General features: G+C 69.0%; 17 protein-coding genes. 6 read left to right on the top strand and 11 right to left on the bottom strand.

All coding sequences use genetic code 11. The annotated features are described in order from the left end of the window. Positions 1-113: 113 nt before the first annotated feature. Together IE136_RS23935 and IE136_RS23930 are read left to right on the top strand one after the other, a co-directional pair. Positions 114-1,184: an LCP family protein gene (locus IE136_RS23935; RefSeq protein ID WP_158991525.1), complete on the top strand. Its 1,071-nt coding sequence runs from the start codon at positions 114-116 to the stop codon at positions 1,182-1,184. Positions 1,185-1,196: 12 nt separating this feature from the next. Beyond that, on the top strand, positions 1,197-1,568 hold the full coding sequence (locus tag IE136_RS23930) for a PIN domain-containing protein (protein WP_189601364.1): 372 nt from the start codon (positions 1,197-1,199) through the stop codon (positions 1,566-1,568). Between the two features lie 54 nt (positions 1,569-1,622). On the opposite strand, the gene IE136_RS23925 is transcribed toward IE136_RS23930, so the two are convergent. Next, positions 1,623-1,841, bottom strand: a complete 219-nt coding sequence (locus IE136_RS23925; RefSeq protein ID WP_189601363.1) for a hypothetical protein — start codon at positions 1,839-1,841, stop codon at positions 1,623-1,625. Positions 1,842-2,026: 185 nt separating this feature from the next. On the opposite strand from IE136_RS23925, the gene IE136_RS23920 reads away from it, so the two are divergent. Next, entirely contained in the window at positions 2,027-2,899 is an 873-nt protein-coding gene (locus IE136_RS23920) for an NAD(P)-dependent oxidoreductase (RefSeq protein WP_158991517.1), read from the top strand. Positions 2,900-3,054: 155 nt separating this feature from the next. Here IE136_RS23920 and IE136_RS23915 read toward each other — a convergent pair whose 3' ends face one another. Beyond that, positions 3,055-3,405 carry a winged helix-turn-helix transcriptional regulator gene (locus IE136_RS23915; protein WP_158991515.1) on the bottom strand — a complete coding sequence of 117 codons (351 nt, stop codon included), beginning with the start codon at positions 3,403-3,405 and terminating at the stop codon, positions 3,055-3,057. Between the two features lie 47 nt (positions 3,406-3,452). Here IE136_RS23915 and IE136_RS23910 point away from each other — a divergent pair, with 47 nt between their 5' ends. After that, positions 3,453-4,340, top strand: a complete 888-nt coding sequence (locus IE136_RS23910; RefSeq protein WP_158991512.1) for an NAD(P)-dependent oxidoreductase — start codon at positions 3,453-3,455, stop codon at positions 4,338-4,340. A 114-nt stretch (positions 4,341-4,454) separates the two neighbouring features. Here IE136_RS23910 and IE136_RS23905 read toward each other — a convergent pair whose 3' ends face one another. From IE136_RS23905 to ngcE, 9 genes are all read right to left on the bottom strand, one after another. Next, positions 4,455-5,930, bottom strand: coding sequence for an amino acid permease (locus tag IE136_RS23905; RefSeq protein WP_158994792.1), 1,476 nt, complete (start codon positions 5,928-5,930; stop codon positions 4,455-4,457). Positions 5,931-6,141: 211 nt separating this feature from the next. Next, complete coding sequence (gene dxs, locus IE136_RS23900; protein WP_158991509.1) at positions 6,142-8,061, bottom strand: 1-deoxy-D-xylulose-5-phosphate synthase; 1,920 nt, start codon at positions 8,059-8,061, stop codon at positions 6,142-6,144. 196 nt (positions 8,062-8,257) lie between these two features. Then, positions 8,258-9,589 carry a sugar ABC transporter permease gene (locus IE136_RS23895; protein WP_158991506.1) on the bottom strand — a complete coding sequence of 444 codons (1,332 nt, stop codon included), beginning with the start codon at positions 9,587-9,589 and terminating at the stop codon, positions 8,258-8,260. Further along, entirely contained in the window at positions 9,586-10,392 is an 807-nt protein-coding gene (locus IE136_RS23890; protein WP_158991503.1) for an ATP-binding cassette domain-containing protein, read from the bottom strand. The genes IE136_RS23895 and IE136_RS23890 overlap by 4 nt, the downstream gene beginning before the upstream one ends. Before the next feature lie 179 nt (positions 10,393-10,571). Further along, the gene (locus tag IE136_RS23885) at positions 10,572-11,672 is read right to left on the bottom strand and encodes a substrate-binding domain-containing protein (protein ID WP_229819092.1); all 1,101 of its coding nucleotides are present in this window, start codon (positions 11,670-11,672) and stop codon (positions 10,572-10,574) included. A 123-nt stretch (positions 11,673-11,795) separates the two neighbouring features. Further along, complete coding sequence (locus IE136_RS23880) at positions 11,796-13,019, bottom strand: ROK family transcriptional regulator (protein ID WP_158991501.1); 1,224 nt, start codon at positions 13,017-13,019, stop codon at positions 11,796-11,798. Between the two features lie 184 nt (positions 13,020-13,203). After that, a complete protein-coding gene (locus IE136_RS23875; RefSeq protein WP_158991499.1) occupies positions 13,204-14,142 on the bottom strand; it encodes a carbohydrate ABC transporter permease in 939 nt (312 codons plus the stop codon). 91 nt (positions 14,143-14,233) lie between these two features. Then, a complete protein-coding gene (locus tag IE136_RS23870; protein WP_189601362.1) occupies positions 14,234-15,163 on the bottom strand; it encodes a carbohydrate ABC transporter permease in 930 nt (309 codons plus the stop codon). Between the two features lie 136 nt (positions 15,164-15,299). After that, on the bottom strand, positions 15,300-16,745 hold the full coding sequence (ngcE, locus tag IE136_RS23865) for an N-acetylglucosamine/diacetylchitobiose ABC transporter substrate-binding protein (RefSeq protein ID WP_189601361.1): 1,446 nt from the start codon (positions 16,743-16,745) through the stop codon (positions 15,300-15,302). 363 nt (positions 16,746-17,108) lie between these two features. On the opposite strand from ngcE, the gene IE136_RS23860 reads away from it, so the two are divergent. Both IE136_RS23860 and IE136_RS23855 read left to right on the top strand, forming a co-directional pair. Beyond that, positions 17,109-20,945, top strand: coding sequence for a GH92 family glycosyl hydrolase (locus tag IE136_RS23860; protein ID WP_189601360.1), 3,837 nt, complete (start codon positions 17,109-17,111; stop codon positions 20,943-20,945). 151 nt (positions 20,946-21,096) lie between these two features. After that, positions 21,097-22,005, top strand: a complete 909-nt coding sequence (locus tag IE136_RS23855) for an FG-GAP-like repeat-containing protein (protein ID WP_189601359.1) — start codon at positions 21,097-21,099, stop codon at positions 22,003-22,005. Positions 22,006-22,007 lie beyond the last annotated feature (2 nt).

Below are 22,007 nucleotides of genomic sequence, written 5' to 3'. Positions count from 1 at the left end.
CCGGGGCCGTCGGCGTTCCCGACGCCCTCGGGGCACCTTCCCGACGCCTCCCGGACGGCCCTGAAATCCCGTACCCCGAACGGGAGTCGAAAGCCTGTCTATAGTGCGAAACCATGACGGAGAACTCGAGCCCGGCCCGCTCCCGCGCCTCCCGGCGCGGGCCCCGTACTCGCGGGCAGCGCGTCCGGCGCGCTCTGCTCTGGACGTTGCTGGTCGCCGTGGTGGCGGCCGGCGCCACCGCGTACTGGACGTACTCCCGCATCGACGGCAACATCAAGGCCGTCGACCTCGACAAGGCGCTCGGTGACGACCGCCCGCCGAGGCTGCCGACGGCGGGCCAGAACCTGCTCGTGCTCGGCTCCGACTCGCGGGCCGGCGCCAACGCGGCACTGGACGGCGGGAAGGTCTCCGGCGCCCGCTCCGACACCGCCCTCGTGGTGCACATACCGGAGGGCCGGACCCGGGCCACCGCGATCAGCATCCCGCGCGACACGCTCGTCACCCGGCCCGAGTGCCAGAGGTCCGGCGGCGGCACGGCGCCCTCCGCGCGGCGCGTGATGTTCAACTCCGTCTACGCGCAGTACGGTCCGGCCTGTGTCGTGAAGACTGTCGAGAAGATGTCGGGCATCCGGCTCGACCACTACCTGGAGATCGACTTCTCCGGATTCAAGGACCTGGTCGACGCGATCGGCGGCGTCACCGTCGACATCGACGAGCCGATCGAGAACGGCCCCGGCGGGCTCGATCTCGCGGCCGGCCCGCAGCGCCTGGACGGCACGCAGTCCCTCGCGTACGTACGGACCCGGTACGGCGTCAAGGACGGCAGCGACCTCGGGCGCATCGGCAACCAGCAGAAGTTCCTCATGGCCCTGCTGGGCGAGGTGAAGAAGCAGGACCTGCTGGGCAGCCCCGCCAAGGCGTACGAGATCGCCGACTCCGCGACCAAGGCGCTCACCACCGACTCCGGGCTCGCCTCGCTGACCGCGTTGAGCGAGTTCGCGCGGTCGATGAACGGCGTCGACCCGAACTCCATGGAGACGGTCATGCTGCCGGTGGCGTACGACAGGCAGGACCCGAACCGTGTCGTCGCCGCCGAGCCGAACGCGTCCCGGCTGTGGAAGGCGATCCGCGAGGACGCGCCGATCCCCGCGTCGGCGAAGAAGTCCCCCGCCACCGGCGGCTGACATCCTGACGCCATGGACCGCAGGGAACCGCCTCTCCTGATCGTCGACGGCGCCAACGTCGTGGGCTCCGTCCCCGACGGCTGGTGGCGCGACCGGCGCGGCGCCGCCGAGCGGCTGCGCGACCGGCTCGTGGCCGGACCGGTGCCGGAAGGCGGTCCCTTCGAGGTCGTCCTGGTCGTCGAGGGCGAGGCCCGGGGCGTCGAGTCCGTGCCGGGGGTACGGGTCGAGGAGGCACCCGGCAGCGGCGACGACCTGATCGTGGAGCTGTCCCGGAACGCGGCCGGCCGGCCGTGCGTGGTGGTCACGGCCGACCGGGAGCTGCGGCGCAGGGTGGGCGAGCACGGGGCCCGCTGCGTGGGCCCCCGGGCGCTGCGGGGCGACTAGAGCGACTCCACCGGCAGCGCGTGCGCCCCGGCTTCTGTGGCGGGGGCGGTCGGGTCACGCGGGCGACCGCCGGTCTACGGCGGTGGGGTAGCTCTCCGCCGGCCGGTCGACGGACTGCTTGGCTTCGTACGGAGTTCGCAGAAGTGCCGGCTGCACATCGGGCGCTGCCACGGGCACGGGGGCGAAGGACCCGTCGGCGGGGCGGCAGGCGAGCGCGCGGGGCGAGATCCGTTCGGCCGGGGCGCGGACCGCGTCGTGCCATCTCTCGTCCATGGTGAGCGTGTCGTCCGTGGGGGGCTCGCCGCAGGGAGCCGTCGCCGGGGCCTCGCGAAGCGGCCCTCCCGTACGCACCCGTGGGTAACCACGCACTTTGCAGTGCGTACTTGTCGGAACACCGGGATCGACCTGAAGGTGGGGAGAGCACATCCGACCGCAAAAGCACACGAAGAGGAGCACTTGTGGACAACACGGCAGTCACCGTCATCGGTCTCGGTGAGATGGGGCGGGCGCTGGCCGGCGCCCTGGTCGCCGCGGGACATCCCACGACCGTCTGGAACCGCAGCGCCGAGAAGGCCGATGAACTGGTGGCGCGTGGTGCCCTACGCGCCGCAACGGTCGAGGAGGCGGTCCTCGCCAGCCCGCTGACACTTGTCTGCCTGCTGGACTACGGCACCTCGGACGCGGTACTCCGGCCCGCCGCGGGCTCCCTGCGCGGCCGGACTCTGGTCAACCTCACCAATGGAACACCGGCGCAGGCGCGGGAGGCGGAAGCCTGGGCGACCGGCCATGGCGCGTCCTACCTGGACGGCGGAATCATGGCGGTTCCCTCGACGGTCGCGACCTCGCAGGCATTTGTCCTCTACAGCGGCCAGAAGCGGCACTTCGACGCGCACGAGGAGACCTTGAAGGCCCTGGGAACCGCCAAGTACCTCGGCGCCGACGCGGGCATCGCCGCACTGTACGACCTGGCCCTGCTGAGTGCGATGAGCATGATGTTCGACGGCTTCTTCCACTCGGTCGCCATGGCAACCTCACAGGGCGAGGGCAGCGCGGCCGGCTTCACGGAACTCCTGGTGTCCTGGCTGACGAACATGGCGCAGGTGATGCCCGCGTTCGCCGCCGACGTCGACTCGGACGCCGAACCGGTGCTCGGCCAGGGACTCGATGTGGTGCTGGCCGGCGTACGCAACATCGCGCAGGCGTCCCGCGACGCGGGAGTGCGCGCCGACTACTTCGAACAGTCCGCGGCGACGCTGGAGAAGCGGCTCGCCGAGGGCCTGACCGCCTACACCGCACCCGACGCGGTGCGACGCCTCAGGGCATCCGAATGATCCGCTCGGCACAACCTCTCCGCGGACTGCTCCACCCGTAGTACCCACTTTTTTGTGGGTACTTGGCGGTGTTCGGCGACGGGGGGATCCTGATGAAGGGCGGCCGGAGAAGGGCCACCGGATCCGGGTGAGACGTGGGGTGATGGTGCGATACGTCAGGAGGCCGACTGGGCGTCGGTGAGCTTCCGCAGGCGGCGGTGGCCCCAGTCGGAGACGGGAGCCAACGCCTCGGCGAGTTCCAGGCCGAACGCGGTCAAGGAGTAGAAGGTCTTCAGCGGAAGTGCGTCGTGCACATCCCGGTGCACCAGTCCGTCGGATTCCATCTCGCGCAGCGCCTGGGTCAGCACCTTCTCGCTGAGGCCCGGCAGCCGCCGGCGCAGTTCGCCGGGGCGCTGCGGACCGGATTCCAGCAGCCAGAGCAGAGTGGTCTTCCACTTCCCGTCGATCACGGCGATCGCGGCGGTCACCCCGCAGACATTCGGGTCCTGAGCACGACTGCGCGTCATTTTCACCCCTTCATTGCATGTTGCCAAGACATCTTCGGAGTTGAGTCATGTCCGTACACACTGAACAGTCTGCCGTCACCGTCCTCGGTCTGGGGCCGATGGGTCGAGCCCTGGCGGGTGCGTTCCTGGATGCCGGCCTGCGCACCACGGTCTGGAACCGGACGCCGGGCCGGGACCGGGAGTTGGTCGCTCGGGGCGCGGTCAGCGCCCGGTCGGTGGAAGAAGCGGCTGCCGCGAGCAGGCTGACGGTGGTCTGCGTGGTGAACTACGACGCGGTGGACACCATTCTGCGGCGCGAGGCGGTCACCGACGCGCTCAAGGGGCGCACGGTGGTCAACTTGACCGCGGACACGCCGGACCGGGCCCGAGACGCCGCGGCATGGGCGGCCGAACACGGCATTCGCTATCTGGACGGTGCGATCATGACGCCGACTCCGACCATCGGCACTCCGGCCGCAGTGTTTCTCCACAGCGGCCCGAACGATCTCTACCACAAGCACCAGCCCGTCCTGGAGGCGTTGGGCGGCACCCACACCCACCTCGGTGAGGAGATCGGCCGGGCGGCGGCATACGACGTCGCGCTGCTCGATATCTTCTGGACCGCCATGGCGGGTTATGCCCACGCGGTGGCGGTGGCGCACGCGGAAGGGATCGCCGCGCGTGAGCTGGCTCCGTTCGCCAAGGGGATCGGCGACCTCCTGCCGCCCATCTTCGAAGGGCTCGCGGCTGAGGTGGAGGCCGGAACGTCCTCCGACGAGGGCAGTCCTCTCACCTCGGTCGCGTCGTCCATGGCCCATGTCATCCACACCTCCGAGGCTCATGGCATCGACGCAGGCGTGATGCGCGCGGCAGAAGGTCTGGCCCGCCGGGCCATCGGGCAGGGCCACGGCACTGACGGGTTCATACGGGTCGCCGAACTGCTGGGGCGTCGCTGAGGAAAACCCTGCGGGCTTGCTCAGAGGGCCGGAGAGAGCCGAGGAGCGCCGACTCGGCCAGGCGGAACCACCGCAGGAGCGCGACCAGGCTCGCGCCTCCGACGAGCCGGTGCTCTAATACACCGCGTCGGGGCCCGCCTTGCCGAGGCGGCTGTTGCGGCGGCCGTACAGGAAGTACACGAGGATGCCGATGGCCATCCAGACGGCGAAGCGGAACCAGGTCTCGCCCGGCAGGTTGAGCATCAGCCAGAACGAGGCGGCGATGGACAGGATCGGGAGCACCGGCACCCACGGGGTGCGGAAGGCGCGGGGCAGGTCGGGGCGGGAGCGGCGCAGCACGATCACGCCGAAGGCCACGACGACGAAGGCGAAGAGCGTGCCGATGTTCACGAGGGTCGCCAGCTCTTCGATGCTGGTGAAGCCCGCGACGATCGCGATGACCACGCCGAGCAGGATGGTCGGCCGGTAGGGGGTCCTGAAGCGCGGGTGGGTGACGGAGAAGAAGCGCGGCAGGAGTCCGTCGCGGCTCATCGCGAAGAACACGCGCGTCTGGCCGAGCAGCAGGATGAGGCAGACGGTGGTGAGACCGACGGCGGCGCCGAAGCTGATCACACCGGCGTAGAAGGGGTGGCCGGTCGCCTTGAAGGCATCGGCGAGCGGGGCACTCACCGACAGCTCGCTGTAGTGCTGCATACCGGTCACGACCAGGGCGACGGCGACGTAGAGCACCGTGCAGATGAACAGCGAGCCGAGGATGCCGCGGGGCATGTCGCGCTGCGGGAGCTTGGTCTCCTCGGCGGCGGTGGCCACCACGTCGAAGCCGATGAAGGCGAAGAAGACGACGGACGCGGCGGTGAAGATGCCCATGACGCCGAAGTTGGTGGGCTCGTAGCCGAAGATCGTCTGGATCAGCGGGGCATCCCAGCCCGAGCCGGCGGGCGGGGTCACCGAGGGCGGGATGAACGGCGAGTAGTTGTCGCCGACGATGAAGAAGAGACCGGCGACGATCACGATCATGACCACGGTCACCTTGATGGCGACGACGAGCGCGGTGATCCGGGCGGAGAGCTTCATGCCGAGGACCAGGATCACCGTGAGGACCAGGACCAGCAGGAAGGCGAGGACGTCGAAGACGCCGTCGGCGACGTCGGGCCCCTCGAGCGCCGCTGGTAGATGCCAGCCGATGTTGTCCATCAGGGAGCGGACGTAGCCGGACCAGCCGACCGCGACGACGGCGGTGCCCAGCGCGAACTCCAGGACGAGGTCCCATCCGATGATCCAGGCGGGCAGCTCACCGATGGAGGCGTACGCGAAGGTGTACGCCGAGCCGGCGACGGGGACCGTCGAGGCGAACTCGGCGTAGCAGAGCGCCGCGAGCGCGCAGACGATGCCCGCGGCGACGAAGGCCAGCGCCGTCGCCGGGCCGGCGTTCTCCTTGGCCACCTTCCCCGTGAGTACGAAGATGCCGGTGCCGATGATGACACCGACGCCGAAGACGGTCAGGTCCCACGCGGAGAGGGATTTCTTGAGCGCGTGCTCGGGTTCTTCAGTGTCCCGGATCGACTGTTCGACCGTCTTGGTCCGGAACATGCCGGTGCTCGCCTGTGGCGGCTGCTGGTCCGTGCTCACCGTCGTACCTCCGTGCCGTCGGTCACAGGACCCATGATCGAGAGGGTTCGGGGTTACCGCCTGCCCGGGAAAGGAGGTTTCACACGAAAGGACCGGCCGGGCCACACGTGGTGTGGTCCGACCGGCCCAATGGTGACGGTGTGTCACCGGTGTCCGTCGTGTGGGTCGTGGGTCAGTCGCGCGCGGGCTCCACGGCCTGGCTGCTGTCCTCGTAGCGGCCGTCCAGGCGCGAGACCAGGCCGGTGACCTGGCGGGCGATGTCCGGGGCGGTCAGCCCGATCTCGGCCATGACCTCCTTGCGGGAGGCGTGGTCCAGGAAGCGCGGCGGGATGCCGAAGTCGCGCAGCGGTACGTCCACTCCCGCGTCGCGCAGGGCCTGCGCGACGGCCGAGCCGACACCGCCGACGCGGCTGTTGTCCTCGACCGTGACGACGGCCCGGTGCTGATCGGCGAGGGGCGCCATAGCCTCGTCGACCGGCTTGACCCAGCGGGGGTCGACGACGGTGGTGGTGATGCCCTGCTTGTCGAGGAGGTCGGCGATCTCCAGGCACATCGGCGCGAGCGCGCCGACCGAGACGAGCAGCACGTCCGGGCGGTCGCTGCCGGGCTCGCGCAGGACGTCCATGCCGCCGATGCGACGCAGGGCCGGTACGGCGGGGCCGACGGCGCCCTTGGAGAAGCGGACGACGGTGGGGGCGTCGGTGACCTCGACGGCCTCGCGCAGCTGGGCGCGGACCTGGTCGGCGTCGCGCGGGGCGGCGAGCCGCAGGCCGGGCACGACCTGGAGGATCGACATGTCCCACATGCCGTTGTGCGAGGCGCCGTCGGTACCGGTGACGCCCGCGCGGTCCAGGACGAAGGTGACGCCGCACCTGTGCAGGGCCACGTCCATCAGGACCTGGTCGAAGGCGCGGTTGAGGAAGGTCGCGTACACCGCGAAGACGGGGTGCAGGCCGCCCGTGGCGAGGCCGGCGGCGGAGACGGCGGCGTGCTGCTCGGCGATGCCGACGTCGTACACCCGCTCGGGGAAGGCCTTGGCGAACCGGTCGAGGCCGACGGGCTGGAGCATGGCCGCGGTGATCGCGACGATGTCCTCGCGCTCCTTGCCGAGCTTGACCATCTCCTCGCCGAAGACCGAGGTCCAGTCTGCGCCGGAGGAGGCGATCGGCAGGCCGGTGTCGGGGTGGATCTTGCCGACGGCGTGGAAGCGGTCGGCCTCGTCCGCCAGGGCCGGCTGGTAGCCGCGGCCCTTCTCGGTGAGGCAGTGGACGATCACCGGGCCGCCGAAGCGCTTGGCGCGCGTCAGGGCGGACTCCAGGGCCTCGATGTCGTGGCCGTCGATGGGCCCGACGTACTTCAGGCCGAGGTCCTCGAACATGCCCTGGGGGGCGATGAAGTCCTTCAGACCCTTCTTGGCGCCGTGCAGGGTCTCGTAGAGCGGCTTCCCGACGACGGGAGTGCGCTCCAGGATGTCCTTGCCGCGGGCGAGGAAGCGCTCGTAGCCGTCGGTGGTACGGAGGGTGGCCAGGTGGTTGGCGAGGCCGCCGATCGTCGGCGCGTAGGAGCGCTCGTTGTCGTTGACGACGATGACCAGCGGGCGGTCCTTGGCGGCGGCGATGTTGTTCAGCGCCTCCCAGGCCATGCCGCCCGTGAGGGCTCCGTCGCCGATGACGGCGACGACGTGGTCGTCCTTCTTCAGGACCTCGTTGGCCTTGGCGAGGCCGTCGGCCCAGCCGAGGACCGTGGAGGCGTGAGAGTTCTCGATGACGTCGTGCTCGGACTCGGCCTGCGAGGGGTAGCCGGACAGGCCGCCCTTCATCTTGAGCCTGGAGAAGTCCTGGCGGCCGGTGAGCAGCTTGTGGACGTAGCTCTGGTGGCCGGTGTCGAAGAGGACCTTGTCCTTCGGGGAGTCGAAGACGCGGTGCAGGGCGATGGTCAGCTCGACCACGCCGAGGTTCGGGCCGAGGTGGCCGCCGGTCTTGGAGACGGCGTCCACGAGAAACGTCCGGATCTCCTCGGCCAGCTGTTCCAGCTGCTCCGCGGAGAGCCGGTCCAGATCGCGCGGTCCCCTGATACGGGTCAGCAATGCCACCCGTGCCTCCTTGCCATTGAGCTGGTCGAGCTTGCCGATTTGTCGAGTCTAATGTTCCGCCGGTGGCCGTCGTCATCGGGCGGCGGGTTCCGCGTCACTCGTGCGGCCGACACGCCGCTGAGCGGTGGACGGTTCACAGGGCCAGACGCAGCAGTGCCCGGCGCCGGTTCTCCGGCGCCGGGCACTGTGGTGCGGGTTACGCGCGACCCGCGGTCTTCTGGGTGCGCCGCGAGATCGAGTCGATCACGACGGCGGCGAGCAGCACCGCGCCGGTGATCATGTACTGGATCTCGTTGGCCATGCCGATCATGTTCAGGCCCTGCTGGATCGACTGGATGACGATCATGCCGAGGAGCGCCGACCAGACCTTGCCGCGGCCGCCGAAGAGGCTGGTGCCGCCGATGACGGCCGCCGCGATGACGAGCATCAGCGTGTTGCCGCTGCCGAGGCTCTTGGTGGCGCCGCCGGAGAGGCTGGCCACGAAGAGGCCGCCGAAGGCGGCGAGCATGCCGGAGACGCCGAAGACCAGGATCCGGATGCGGTCGACGTTGATGCCGGCGCGGCGGGCCGCCTCGGCGTTGCCGCCGACGGCGAAGACCTTGCGGCCGAAGAGGGTGCGGCGCGCGACGAAGTCGGCGATCACGAGGACGGCCAGGAAGAGGACCAGGGCGAGCGGCAGGCCGCGGGCGCCCTCGGGCTCGTTCAGGACGTAGGCGACGACGAAGCAGAGGATCGCGACGACGGCCGTGCGCAGCACGATCTCGCTGACGGGGCGGGACGGCAGGGCCGCGGCCTTGCGGCGCTTGGCGTCCAGGAGCAGCGAGCCCGCGTAGGCGAGGACCGCGACGAGGGCGAGGCCGTACGCGGCGGCCTTGTCCTCGAAGTAGTACGCCGTGAGGTTCTCCACGATCGAGCCGGAGGGGGCGTTGATCGAGCCCTCCTTGCCCATCAGCCAGATCTGCAGGCCGCTCCAGCCGAGGAAGCCGGCGAGGGTGACCACGAAGGCCGGGACGCCGATCTTGGCGAAGAAGAAGCCGTGCAGCAGGCCGATGAGGAGGCCGGAGACCACGGCGAGCACGACGGACAGCAGGTCGCTCACGCCGTTGGTGACGTTGAGCACCGCCCAGACGGCGGCTCCGACGCCGGCGACGGAGCCCATCGACAGGTCGATCTCGCCCAGGATGAGGACGAAGACGATGCCGACGGCCATGATGCCGAGGCCGGAGGAGTAGACCGCGATGTTGGCGACGGAGCTCGCGGAGAGGAAGTTGCCGTTCTGGACCTGGAAGACGATCGCGATCACGATCAGGCCCAGGACGACGGGGAGGGAGCCGAGCTCGCCGCCGCGGATCTTGCGGGTGAACTCGGTCCAGTAGCCCTTGAGGCCCTCCTCGCGGACCAGCAGGCGCGGGTCGACGGCGGGGACGGGCGCGGCGGAGGCGGCCGGGGCCGGCGTGCTCTCGGGGCCCGTCGTGACCTTGGAGGTCTGGGCCGTCGCGGGCTCGGGGGTCTTGGCGAGGTCGCTCACTTCGCGTCCTCCTTCGTGGCCGCTGCCGAGGCCGTACGGGCCTGCCGACGGGTCACGGCGTTGTCCGTGGCACCCGTGATGGCGGCGATGATCGTCTCGTGGCTGGTGTCGGCGACCTTGAAGTCGCCGTTGTTGCGGCCCAGGCGCAGGACCGCGACGCGGTCCGCGACGGCGCGCACATCGGCCATGTTGTGGCTGATGAGGATGACTCCGTGGCCGCGCTCGCGCAGCCGCTCCACCAGGTCGAGCACCTGTGCGGTCTGCTCGACGCCGAGGGCGGCGGTCGGCTCGTCCAGGATGACGATCTTGGGGTCGCCGATCAGGGCACGGGCGATGGCAACGACCTGACGCTGTCCGCCGGAGAGGGCCGCGACCGGGATGCGGACCGAAGGAATGCGGATGGACAGCGTGTCCAGGAGCTCCTTGGCGCGCTTCTCCATCGCGATCTCGTCGAGGACGGACGCGGAGCGCAGCTCGCTGCCGAGGAAGAGGTTGGCGACGACGTCGAGGTTGTCGCAGAGCGCCAAGTCCTGGTAGACGGTGGCGACTCCGAGGTTCTGGGCGTCGTGCGGCTTGGTGATCTGGACGGGGCGGCCGTCCCACTCGATGGTGCCCTCGTCGATCGGGTGGACACCCGAGATCGTCTTGACGAGGGTCGACTTGCCGGCGCCGTTGTCGCCGACCAGGGCGACGACCTCACCGGCGTGGATCTCCAGTTCTACGTCGGTGAGCACCTGGACGGCGCCGAACCGCTTGGAGACTCCGCGCAACGCCAGCACGGGCGTAGCGGACACGTGAATCATCTCCTTCGCCGCCTGACCGGCGGGGATGGTGGTACAGGGGGGAGCACAGAGGAGCTGTGAGGAAAGTCCGGCGCCCCGCCCCCGCTTGCGGGGCGTTGAACGGGGCGGGTGCGCCGGACCGGACCGGGGCCGTTCGGAGGGGGTCGGTGGGATCCGAAGGGCTCTACCGGCAGCGGGGGCTACTTGATGCCCGCCGCGTCGCACGCGGCCTTGTACTCGCCCGCGCAGAGGGCCGCGGCCTCGTAGACACCGTCGGCGATGATCGTGGAGCCGATGTTCTCCTTGGTCACGACCTGCGCGTCGTACAGCTTGGCCGGGATGTCCTTGAACTCGCCGGTCAGGCTGGTGACCTTGGTGGGGACCAGGTCGTCGATCTTCTCGCCCTTGAGCAGGCGGACCGCGATCTCGGCGGTGGTCTCGGCCTCCGGCTTGATCTGCTTGTAGATCGTGAAGGCCTGGTCGCCCTTCAGGATGCGCTGCAGGCCCGCGAGCTCGGCGTCCTGGCCGCCGACCGGGACCTTGATGCCCTGCTTGGACAGGGCGGTGATGATGCCGCCGGCCATGCCGTCGTTGGCCGAGTAGACGCCCTGGAAGCCGTCCTTGCCCAGGGAGTCGATGGCGGCGCCCATCTTCTTGTTGGCCTCGTCCGGGGACCAGTCCGGGATGTCCTGCTCGTAGACGACCTTCTTCACCTGCGTGTCGAGGACACTGTGCGCGCCCTTCTTGAACAGCGGGGCGTTGGGGTCGGTCGGCGAGCCGTTGATCATGACAACGTTGGCGTCCTTGGCCTTGTCGCCGAGGGCCTTGACGAGGCCCTCACCCTGCAGGCGGCCGATCTTCTCGTTGTCGTAGCTGACGTAGGCGGAGATCGGGCCCTCGGCCAGGCGGTCGTACGCGACGACCTTGACGCCCTTCTTCTCGGCCTGCTGGACCCAGGACTTGGTGGCCTTGTAGTCGACCGAGTCCAGGATGATGACCTTCACGCCCTGCGTGACCAGCGCGTCGAACTGCTTCTTCTGCGTCTCGGTGTCCTGCGCGGCGTTGTTGTACTTGACCTCGCAGTCCGAGCAGAGGGCCTTGATCTTCGCCTCGATGATCGGGCGGTCGAAGGTCTCGTAACGCGTGGTCTTGTTCTCCGGAAGCAGCAGACCGATGGTCTTGCCGTCTCCGCCGTTCCCGCTACCCGAGTCGCTGTCGCCCGCCTTGCCACAGGCGGCCACGGAGAGGGCCATCGAAACCGCGGCCGTGCCTATGACGATGCGACGCGTCACTGCGTTCATGTTGGGGTTGCCTCCCTGACGAGGCCGCGACATTGCGGCCGAGGTGGCTGGAAGTCAACTCGGCCGCACCCCCGACGTCAAGGAGTAAATCCTTAACGAGATGACAACGGTGCCATCCGTTATCTAAGTGAAGGCAGGAGTCGTGGCGCGAGCGGAGGCGGGCGAGGGCCCCGGGAGGGCGCTCTCCAACAGGGTCGAATCGCCCATCTCGCTCAGAACGAGGGCCAGCGCCCCGAGCACTTCGGCCCGTCCGCCGAGCGCCCCGGGGGCCAGCGACAGCTGCCGGGCGGCGCTGGGGATGGCGTACCGCGAGACCGAGTCGCGGATCGGCGCGAGCACCAGCTCACCGGCCTCGGCGAGGTCGCCGCCGAGGACCACACGGCTGGGGTTGAGCAGGTTGCAGAGGTTGGCGATACCGCTGCCGATGTGCCGGCCGACGTCGGCGACCACCCGGCGGCAGCCGGGGTCGCCCTCGCGGGCCAGCTGAACGACCCGCTCCATGGTCAGATCGGCGCCGTGGCCGGGCTGGAGCAGCGGCAGGACGTAGCGGGCCGCGGCGAAGGTCTCCAGGCAGCCGCGGTTGCCGCAACGGCAGACGGGGCCGGACTCGTCGAGCGTGATGTGGCCGATCTCGCCGGCGGTGCCGCCGGGGCCGCGGTAGACACGCCCGTCGATGACGAGACCCGCGCCCACACCGCTGGCGACCTTGATGTACGCCAGGTCCTTGACCCCGCGCCCGCTGCCCCAGACGAGCTCCCCGAGCGCGCCGAGGTTGGCGTCGTTGTCGACGTACACGGGGACGCCGAGGCGTCCGGAGAGCTCGTCGGCGGGGTTGATGCCGCTCCAGCCCGGCAGGATCGAGGTGGAGCCCAGCGTGCCCGAGGAGACGTCGATCGGTCCCGGCACGCCGAGGCCGACCCCGATGACCTTGTCCTGGCCGATGCCGGTGGCCGCGATCAGCCGTTTGACCAGCTGTTCCGCCCGGTCGAAGCCCTCCGCGGCGGAGGCGTCGACGTCCAGCGGCTCGGACTCCTCCGCGAGGACCTGGTGGGCGAGGTTGCCGACGGCGATCCGCAGGTGGGTGTGGCCGAAGTCGACGCCGATCACGATGCCGGCGTCCCCGGAGAGCGAGACGCTGCGGGCCCGGCGGCCGCCCGCGGAGGTCGGCGTGACCTCGACCGTTCCGCCGTCCTTCAGTTCCCGCACGATGTTGGACACCGTGGCGGCCGACAGGCCCGTCGCACGGGCGATCTCCGCCTGGGTGAGCGAGCCGGCCATGCGCACGGCGCGTACGACCCGCTCCAGATTGGCCCTGTGCAGAGACGTCTGCGACCCCGGAGTCTCCATCGACTCATCCACTCCCGCCTGCGGTTCTCCAACTTGTGAACTCTAAGCTGACTCTTTCGGGGTGTTCCCCGTCAAGACCTTGAGCGGGGCCGGGCTCGGATGAGCCCGGCGGCCGGGCATGCGAGAGACCCCGGCGGATCCTCCCGCCGGGGCCTGTCTGCGGAGTCGGTTCGGTGACCGTGTGCTACTTGACCGCGCCGGCCGTCAGGCCGGCCACCACCTGCCGCTGGAAGATGATGTACGCGGCCAGCACCGGGAGCATCGCCATGACGAGGCCGGCGAAGAGTCCCGACCAGTCCCCCTTGTAGCCCTGGCTCACAGCGAGCTGGACCAGGCCCTGGGAGAGCACCTTCTTCTCCTGCTCCGTGTTCAGCACGGTGGGCAGCAGGTACTGGTTCCACTGCCCCAGGAAGTTGAAGATCCCGACGCTGATCAGGCCGGGCTTGGCCATCGGCAGCATCACCTGGAAGAAGGTACGGGTGTGCGAGGCGCCGTCCATGAAGGCCGCTTCCGCCACCGAGGTCGGGAGGGTGCGGAAGAAGGCCGTCAGGAAGAAGACGGTGAACGGCAGCGAGTACGCGATGTAGACCAGGATCAGCCCGTGCAGCGTGTTGAGCAGGGCCATGTTCTGGAGCACGTAGAAGAGCGGCACGAGGGCGAGGATGATCGGGAAGCTCATCCCGCCGATGAAGAGGAAGTAGATGAAGCGGTTGCCCGGGAAGTCGAAGCGGGCGAGGACGTAGGCCGCCATCGAGCCGAAGAGCAGCGTGCCGACGAGCGAACCGCCCACCACCAGCACGGTGTTGAGGAAGTAGTCGCTCATGTGCGCCTCGGTCCAGGCGCGCGACCAGTTCTCGAAGTGCAGCTTGTCCGGCAGCGCCCACGGCGAGGTGAAGATCGCCCGGTCGGTCTTGAAGGAGGTCATGACCGCCCAGAGCAGCGGCATGATCACCATGATCGCCCAGAGGATCAGGATGCCGTGCGAGAAGACGTTGAGGGTCACGCCCTCGGCCTTGCTCTCCTTACGGGGAGCGGAGGGCGCGGCCTTCGTCACCATCACGTCGCCGGGCTCCGGCGGCCCTGGCAGTGCCGAGCCGGCGGGAGGGGTGTCAATGGCTTTCACCGGAGGTCACCTCGTGCTGTCGTGCCGGCCACCGCGACCGAGCTGCTTTTCTGCCGGGGGTCCGGGGGTGGTCCCCCGGGAAGACACAGCATCAGTACTCCAGCCGCTCGCGTCGGCCGAACCGCATCACGACCGCCGCGAAGGCCAGCGTGACGACGAGCAACGCGACACCGATCGTGGTCGCGTAGGCGGCCTGACCGTCCCGGAAGGCCTTCTGGTAGACGTACAGCGGCATGACGATGGTGGAGTAGTCCGGCCCGCCGCCGTTGGGGCCCACCGTCATGATCTGGACGACGGCGAAGGACTCCGCGCCCAGCGCCAGGATGCCCATGTAGATCCAGCCGGATTGCACGGTGTCCCAGAGCAGCGGCAGGGTGATCTTGAAGAAGGTGGTGATCCGGTTCGCGCCGTCGAGCAGCGCCGCCTCGTAGAAGTCCTTGGGGATGGACGCCATGCCCGCCGAGAAGAGGACCACGAAGAATCCGACCGTGGACCAGACGAGGACGACCATCACACAGATGAGGGCCAGATTCGGGTCACCCAGCCAGTCCGGCTGGACGCTGCCGAGGCCGACTCCCTTGAGTACGGAGTTGATGGCGCCGCTGTTGGGGTTGTAGGCGAACTGGAAGAGCAGCGCCACGATCGCGATGGACAGCACCTGCGGGAAGAAGTACACGATCTTGTAGAAGGCGGAGCCGCGCACACCGGCGACGGCCGCTCCCCTGCGGCGCCGACCGCCGACATTGAGCATGAACGCGAAGAACAGCGCCAGTCCCACGGTCACCAGCGGCAGCACGACGGCGAAGGTCAGGCTGTGCTGCAGCGATTTCCAGAAGACGTCGTCGCCCAGCATGCGGCTGTAGTTGTCGAACCCGACCATCTGGAAATCGGGGCTGAGACCGCTCCAGTCCGTGAACGAGTAATAGATGGACTGGATGAAGGGCCATACGACGAACAACGCGTACATGGCCAGGGGGATCGCCAGGAACCCCACGATGAAACGGTACTTGCCGTGTTGCATTCCTACCGACCCCGATCTTCCCGCGGAAAAGCCGCCGGCGCCGTGCGTGGCGTGCCTGCGGTGCGCCGTGGCGTGTGTGCCGTACGCGAGGGGCCGGGGCCCGCTCCCGGTCGGCGGGAAGGGGCCCCGGCACAGCTCACTGGTGCTTGTAGTGCTTGATGGAGGAATCCTGGGCCGCCTCGTCGGCGAACCTCTGGATCTTCTTGATCGTCTCGGCCGGGGTCGCCCGGCCGGCCATCATCTCGCCGATGCCGGCGACACCGATCTTCTCCTTCTGCAGCGCCACGTACCAGTCCTGCAGGCGCGGGTTGACGACATTCTGACCGGCCTTGTCGAGCGCGGCGACGCCCGACTTCAGACCCGGGGTCAGCTCGATGCCGTCGGTGCCGCCATTGAACGCGGTCAGCGACTTCACGGACTTGGTGAAGTTCTTCGAGGAGGCCTCGCTGAGCATGATGCGCAGCTGCTCCATGCCGCCCTCGACGTTCTTCGCCTTGGCCGGGACGATGAACGGCTCGCCGCCGGAGGCCCAGATGGTGCCGAAAGGCATCTTGTCGGAGGAGTCGATGCCGGTCGGCGCGGAGACGGCGAGGTTGAAGTCCGCGGGCATGGTCTTCGCGGCCTCGTTCTCCACCCATGAGCCGTTCGGGATGAAGAGCGCCTTGCCCTCGGTCCAGGCGGTCTGCGACTGGATGTGGTCGAGGCCGGGCGTGCCCTTGAGGATGTAGCCCTTGCGCTGGAGCTCGTAGTACGCCTCGAAGCAGGTCTTGACGGCCGGGTGCTCCCAGGCCTTCGGCTCCAGGTTGTCGATCGCGTCCAGAACCTCGCGGCCGCCGACCTTGGCGATCATCGGGTAGAGCGAGAAGGGGACGTAGTACGGGTGCTTGCCGGCGTAGGTCCAGCCGGCGATGCCCTTCTTCTTGGCCTTCTCGCAGACGGCCAGCATCTCGTCCCAGGTCTCGGGGTACTTCGCGTCGAGCGAGTCGAGCAGCTTCTGCGAGTACCAGACGCCGTAGATGGTGTAGGCGTAGTAGAGGATCCAGACCGGGTCGCCGTCGAACTGGCCCATCTCCACGATGCCCGGGCGGAGCGTGTCGCGGACCTTCTTGTTCGGGTCGTCGATGGAGGCCGCGTCGAGCAGCGGGGTGAGGTCGGCCAGCTGCTTCTTGCCCACCAGGACGCCCATGTCCATCTGTTCGGCGCCGGAGTTGTCGATCAGGTCCGGCGGGTTGCCGCCGTTGAACCGCGGCTGCAGCTCCGTGGTGATCTTCTGGGTGGCGGTGAACTTGACCTCGGCCTTCGGATACGTGGTCTCGTAGACCTTCACCGCGTCCTTGGCGTACTGCTGGCCGAAACCGCCGTCGAAGAGGACGAAGTCCATCGGCGCCGACTCGTTGACGCCGAGTGGGTTCTTCGCGGACTTGGTTCCCTTCTCGACCTTTTCGCCGCCGCCGCTGTCGCTGCTGGCGCACGCCGACAGGAAACTCATCGTCGGCACCGAGATCAGACCGAGAGCGGCGGAGCGCTTGATCAGATCACGGCGGCCGAGGCCCTCGGGGGTGTGCGCGGAGGTGGATCCCATGCTCAAGTCCTCGCCTTCATTCAGGACTCAGGCGGTGTACCGGTCGCCCGTACTCTCGCCTCAGGCGAAGGGCCCCGCCACCGCATTCGAATGCAGCTTGGGTCGTGCGCCGACAGGTATAGTCCACTTCTCGTCAACGGGGCAAGATCGAAAGCCGGTTTCGGCGGCAGTCTTTCCCGAGTTGAGACCTCGGGGATATCCGCGCCGCATCTGCACCGGTTCCTCCCCCGCTTCGTCGCGGGTTTCTCTCCCTGTCCGCCGTGAACACCCTTGACAGCTTGGGCCACTTGGACCCCTACTGGTCCCTGCGCGTTTCAGTTGACAACGTTGTCTAATGACGAGCGGCGGGAGTGACGACACCGAATGCAGGCCCGACTTCGCACCGGACCCAGACCCCCACGGACACCGCACGCAGCCGTACCGGCGGCCGCCCTTCTCGCGGCCGCCGCTCTCATCGTGACGGGAACGCCCTCCCCGTCCCTCGCGCTACCCGCCCGTGCGGGGCAGCCGGACCGCGAGTTCGCCACCTCCTTCGAGGCGGACGAGACCCAGCCGACCTGGCGCAACACCGTCGAGGTCGGCGCGGACGGCGCCGCGCGGGCGTCGGGGGTCGACGGCGGCTTCTCCAGCGGGATCCCGGGCAACGTCACCGACAAGGTGGTGGAGGTGCGCGCCAGCGGCGAGCACGCGAGCGCCGGCGAGACCAAGGAGAACCTGGTCGACCTCCAGCCCGGCACCAAGTGGCTGGTGTTCGAGCCGACCGCCTGGCTCGAGTTCGATCTGGACGAACCGGTCAAGGTGGTGACGTACGCGCTGACTTCGGCGAACGACGCCGCCGAGCGCGATCCGCGCGACTGGACGCTGAAGGGGTCGGCGGACGGCGAGGAGTGGAAGGTCCTCGACACCCGGGAGGGCCAGAGCTTCGCCAAGCGCTTCGAGACGAAGCAGTACGACTTCGCCGGCGACACGGCGTACGCCCACTACCGGCTGGAGATCACCGGAAATGGTGGTGCCGGCCTCACCCAACTGGCGGACGTTCAGTTCTCGAACGGAGACACCTCCGCTCCCGTACCGGCGGAGATGCGCAGCCATGTCGACCGGGGCCCGGGAGGCTCCCCCACCGCCAAGGCGAACGCCGGTTTCACCGGCAAGCGGGCGCTGCGCTACGCCGGTACGCACAAGGCGGACGGCCGGGCGTACTCGTACAACAAGATCTTCGACGTGAACACGGCCGTCGTGCGGAACACCGAACTCTCCTACCGGGTCTTCCCCTCCCTCCCCGAGACGGACCTGAACTACCCGGCCACGAACGTGTCGGTGGACCTCGCCTTCACCGACGGCACCTATCTGAGTGATCTGCGGGCCACCGACTCCCACGGCGGGCCGCTCACCCCGCAGGGCCAGGGCGCGGCCAAGCGCCTCTACGTCAACCAGTGGAACCAGGTCAGCGCGCGGATCGGCGCGGTCGCGGCCGGGAAGACCGTGGACCGGATCCTGGTGGCGTACGACTCCCCGAAGGGCCCGGCGAAGTTCCAGGGATGGATCGACGACGTCGTCCTGCGGCCGAAGGCGCCCGAGCGGCGGCTCGACCGGCTCTCCGACTACGCCTCCACCACCCGGGGCACGAATTCCAGCGGTTCCTTCTCACGCGGCAACACCTTCCCCGCGACCGCCGTCCCGCACGGCTTCAACTTCTGGACACCGGTGACCAACTCCGCGTCCAAGAGCTGGCTGTACGAGTACGCGCGCGCCAACAACGCGGACAACCTGCCGACCGTGCAGGCCTTCGCCGCCAGCCACGAGCCGAGCCCGTGGATGGGCGACCGGCAGACCTTCCAGGTGATGCCCTCGGCGGCGGCCGGCGCTCCGGTGACCGACCGGTTGCGGCGGGCCCTCGCCTTCCGCCACGAGAAGGAGACGGCCAGGCCGCACCACTACGGCGTCACCTTCGAGAACGGCCTGAAGGCCGAGATGACGCCGACCGACCACGCGGCGATGATGCGCTTCACCTATCCGGGTGACGACGCGAGCGTGATCCTCGACAACGTCACGGAGGAGGGCGGGCTGACCCTCGACGCGGCGAGCGGCTCCTTCACCGGTTACTCCGACGTCAAGAGCGGTCTGTCCACCGGCGCCGGCCGGATGTTCGTGTACGGCGTCTTCGACGCGCCGGTCACCGCCTCCGGCGCGCAGGGCGTCAAGGGCCACCTCCGCTTCGACGCGGGCGCGGACCGTACGGTCACCCTGCGGATCGCGACCTCCCTCATCTCCGTCGACCAGGCGAAGGCGAACCTGGCCGACGAGATCCCGGAGGGCACCGGCTTCGAGCAGGTGAAGGAGCGGGCGCAGGACGCGTGGGACGCGGTTCTCGGCCGGGTGGAGGTCGAGGGCGCGAGCCACGACCAGCTGGTCACCCTCTACTCCAGCCTCTACCGGCTCTACCTCTACCCGAACTCCGGTTTCGAGAAGGTGGGGACGGAGCACCGGTACGCCAGCCCGTTCTCCGCCCCTGTCGGAGCCGACACCCCGACCCGTACCGGCTCGAAGATCGTCGACGGGAAGGTGTACGTCAACAACGGCTTCTGGGACACCTACCGGACGACGTGGCCCGCGTACTCCTTCCTCACCCCGAAGAAGGCGGGCGAGCTGGTCGACGGTTTCGTCCAGCAGTACAAGGACGGCGGCTGGATCTCCCGCTGGTCCTCCCCCGGTTACGCCGACCTGATGACCGGCACCTCCTCCGACGTGGCGTTCGCCGACGCCTACGTCAAGGGCGTCGACTTCGACGCGGAGGCGGCGTACGAGGCCGCGCTGAAGAACGCGACCGTCGTGCCGCCCAGCCGGGGCGTGGGCCGCAAGGGCATGGAGACCTCTCCCTTCCTCGGCTACGCGTCGACCGAGACCCACGAGGGCCTGTCCTGGTCACTGGAGGGCTACCTCAACGACTACGGCATCGCGAAGATGGCCGAGGCGCTGCACGAGAAGACGGGGAAGAAGCGGTACCAGGAGGAGGCCGCGTACTTCCTCTCCCGCGCTCAGAAGTACGTCTCCCTCTTCGACGCGAAGGCCGGCTTCTTCCAGGGCCGTGACCTCAAGGGCGACTGGCGGGTGCCCTCGGAGCGGTACGACCCGAGGATCTGGGGCCACGACTACACGGAGACCAACGGCTGGGGCTACGCCTTCACCGCCCCGCAGGACTCGCGCGGACTCGCCAACCTGTACGGCGGGCGCCCGGCCCTGGGGGACAAGCTGGACACGTACTTCTCCACCCCGGAGACGGCGAGCCCGGAGTTCGTCGGCTCGTACGGCAGCGTCATCCACGAGATGACCGAGGCGCGGGACGTCCGGATGGGCATGTACGGCCACTCCAATCAGGTCGCCCACCACGTCCCGTACATGTACAACGCGGCCGGGCAGCCCTGGAAGACGCAGGAGAAGGTCCGCGAGGTCCTCTCCCGGCTCTACACCGGCAGCGAGATCGGGCAGGGCTACCACGGCGACGAGGACAACGGCGAGCAGTCCGCCTGGTACCTCTTCTCCGCGCTCGGCTTCTACCCGTTGGTGATGGGCAGCGGGGAGTACGCGATCGGCTCGCCGCTCTTCACCAAGGCGACCGTCCGCACGGACGACGGCCGCACGCTGGTCGTCGAGGCGCCGCGCAACAGCGCGCGGAACCTCTACGTGCAGGGCGTGAAGGTGAACGGCGCGCGCTGGAACTCCACGGCGCTCCCGCACGACCTGCTCGCGAAGGGCGGCACGCTGAAGTTCGAGATGGGTCCGAGGCCTTCGGCCTGGGGCACGGGCGCGCAGGCGGGCCCGGTCTCGATCACGCGTGACGACAAGGTGCCCTCGCCGCGCACGGACGTGATCACCGGCGCCGGCGCTCTCTTCGACGACACCTCCGCCACGTCGGCCGCGCTCTCCGCGGCGACCCCGGTCGACCTGCCGGTCGGCTCGAAGACGACTGCGGCGCAATACACCCTGACGTCGGCGGCCCGGAGCACGGCGCCGTCCTCCTGGGTCCTCCAGGGTTCGACGGACGGCACGACATGGACGGACGTCGACCGGCGGAAGGGCGAGTACTTCGCCTGGGACCGCCAGACCCGGGTGTTCACGGTCGCCGCGCCGGGCTCGTACACGTCCTACCGTCTGGTCCCCGCCGACGGGAGGCAGTTGGCCGAGGTGGAGCTCCTGCGATAACAAACCGGACATAGCCCTCGCATCGAAACAGCTGTGTCACAAACCAGTTGGCTCGTGAATTTCTTGTGCAAAGATCAGTGCGCATGAGTGGTCCGCCGCGCCCTCGAAGAGTGCGGCGGACCACGCGTTTCGACCACAGATGGAGAGCTACGTGGCCAAGACTTCTGGCCTGAACCGCACGGGAATCCTGTCCCGTGTCACCGTCGCGGCGATAACCGCCGCTCTGGTGTCCACCACCTCGGCCGCGGTGGCGGCCGACCAGCCGCGGTCCGCCGATGCCACCAAGCAGTCGGCTCCCTCCGCGAGCACGTTCGCCACGCAGGGCGCTTCCGCCGTCGCCGACGGCGAGCTGCGCGGCGTCGACAGGGACGGCTTCATGTACGCCTACCTGCCGAACGGCACCGGCGGCTTCGGCCCCCGCGAGTACGTCGGCAGCGGCTGGGAGTACACGGCCCACATCACCATGGCCGACATGGACGCCGACGGTCACACCGACGGTGCCTGGGACGTCACCGGCGGCACGCTGTACTACACCCCGTGGGGCGAGGACGGCGTCTCCCTCGGCGGCGGCTGGGGCGCATACAACAAGGTCGTGTCCGCGGGCAACCTCGGTGGCGCGGCCCCGTCCGACCTGCTCGCGCGGGACGGTGCCGGCAACCTGTACCTGTACACCGCGTACAGCGACGGCAAGTTGGCCCCGCGTTACAAGGTCGGCACCGGCTGGGGGGTCTTCAACCAGATCACCGGCAAGGGCGACCTGAACAGCGACGGCAAGGACGACGTCCTCGCCCGCGACAACTCGGGCAACCTGTGGCTGTACCCGGGCACGGGTAACTACCAGAAGCCGCTCGGCCCGCGCGTCAAGGCCGGCACCGGCTGGAACAGCCTCCCCACCTTCGTCTCCAGCGGTGACGTGGACTTCGACGGCGTCACCGATGTGGTCGCCCGCGACTCCGCGGGTGGGCTGTACCTGTACCCGGGCACGGGCGTCGCCTCCCCGGCGTTCAAGCCGCGCAAGAAGATCGGCACCGGCTGGAACACCTACCGCCTGATGTTCTGATC

It is taken from the genome of Streptomyces lateritius, from assembly GCF_014649715.1.
GTDB lineage: Bacteria > Actinomycetota > Actinomycetes > Streptomycetales > Streptomycetaceae > Streptomyces > Streptomyces lateritius.
Note: the sequence above shows the minus strand (reverse complement) of the source record. Positions and strands in the feature narration are given on the sequence as shown.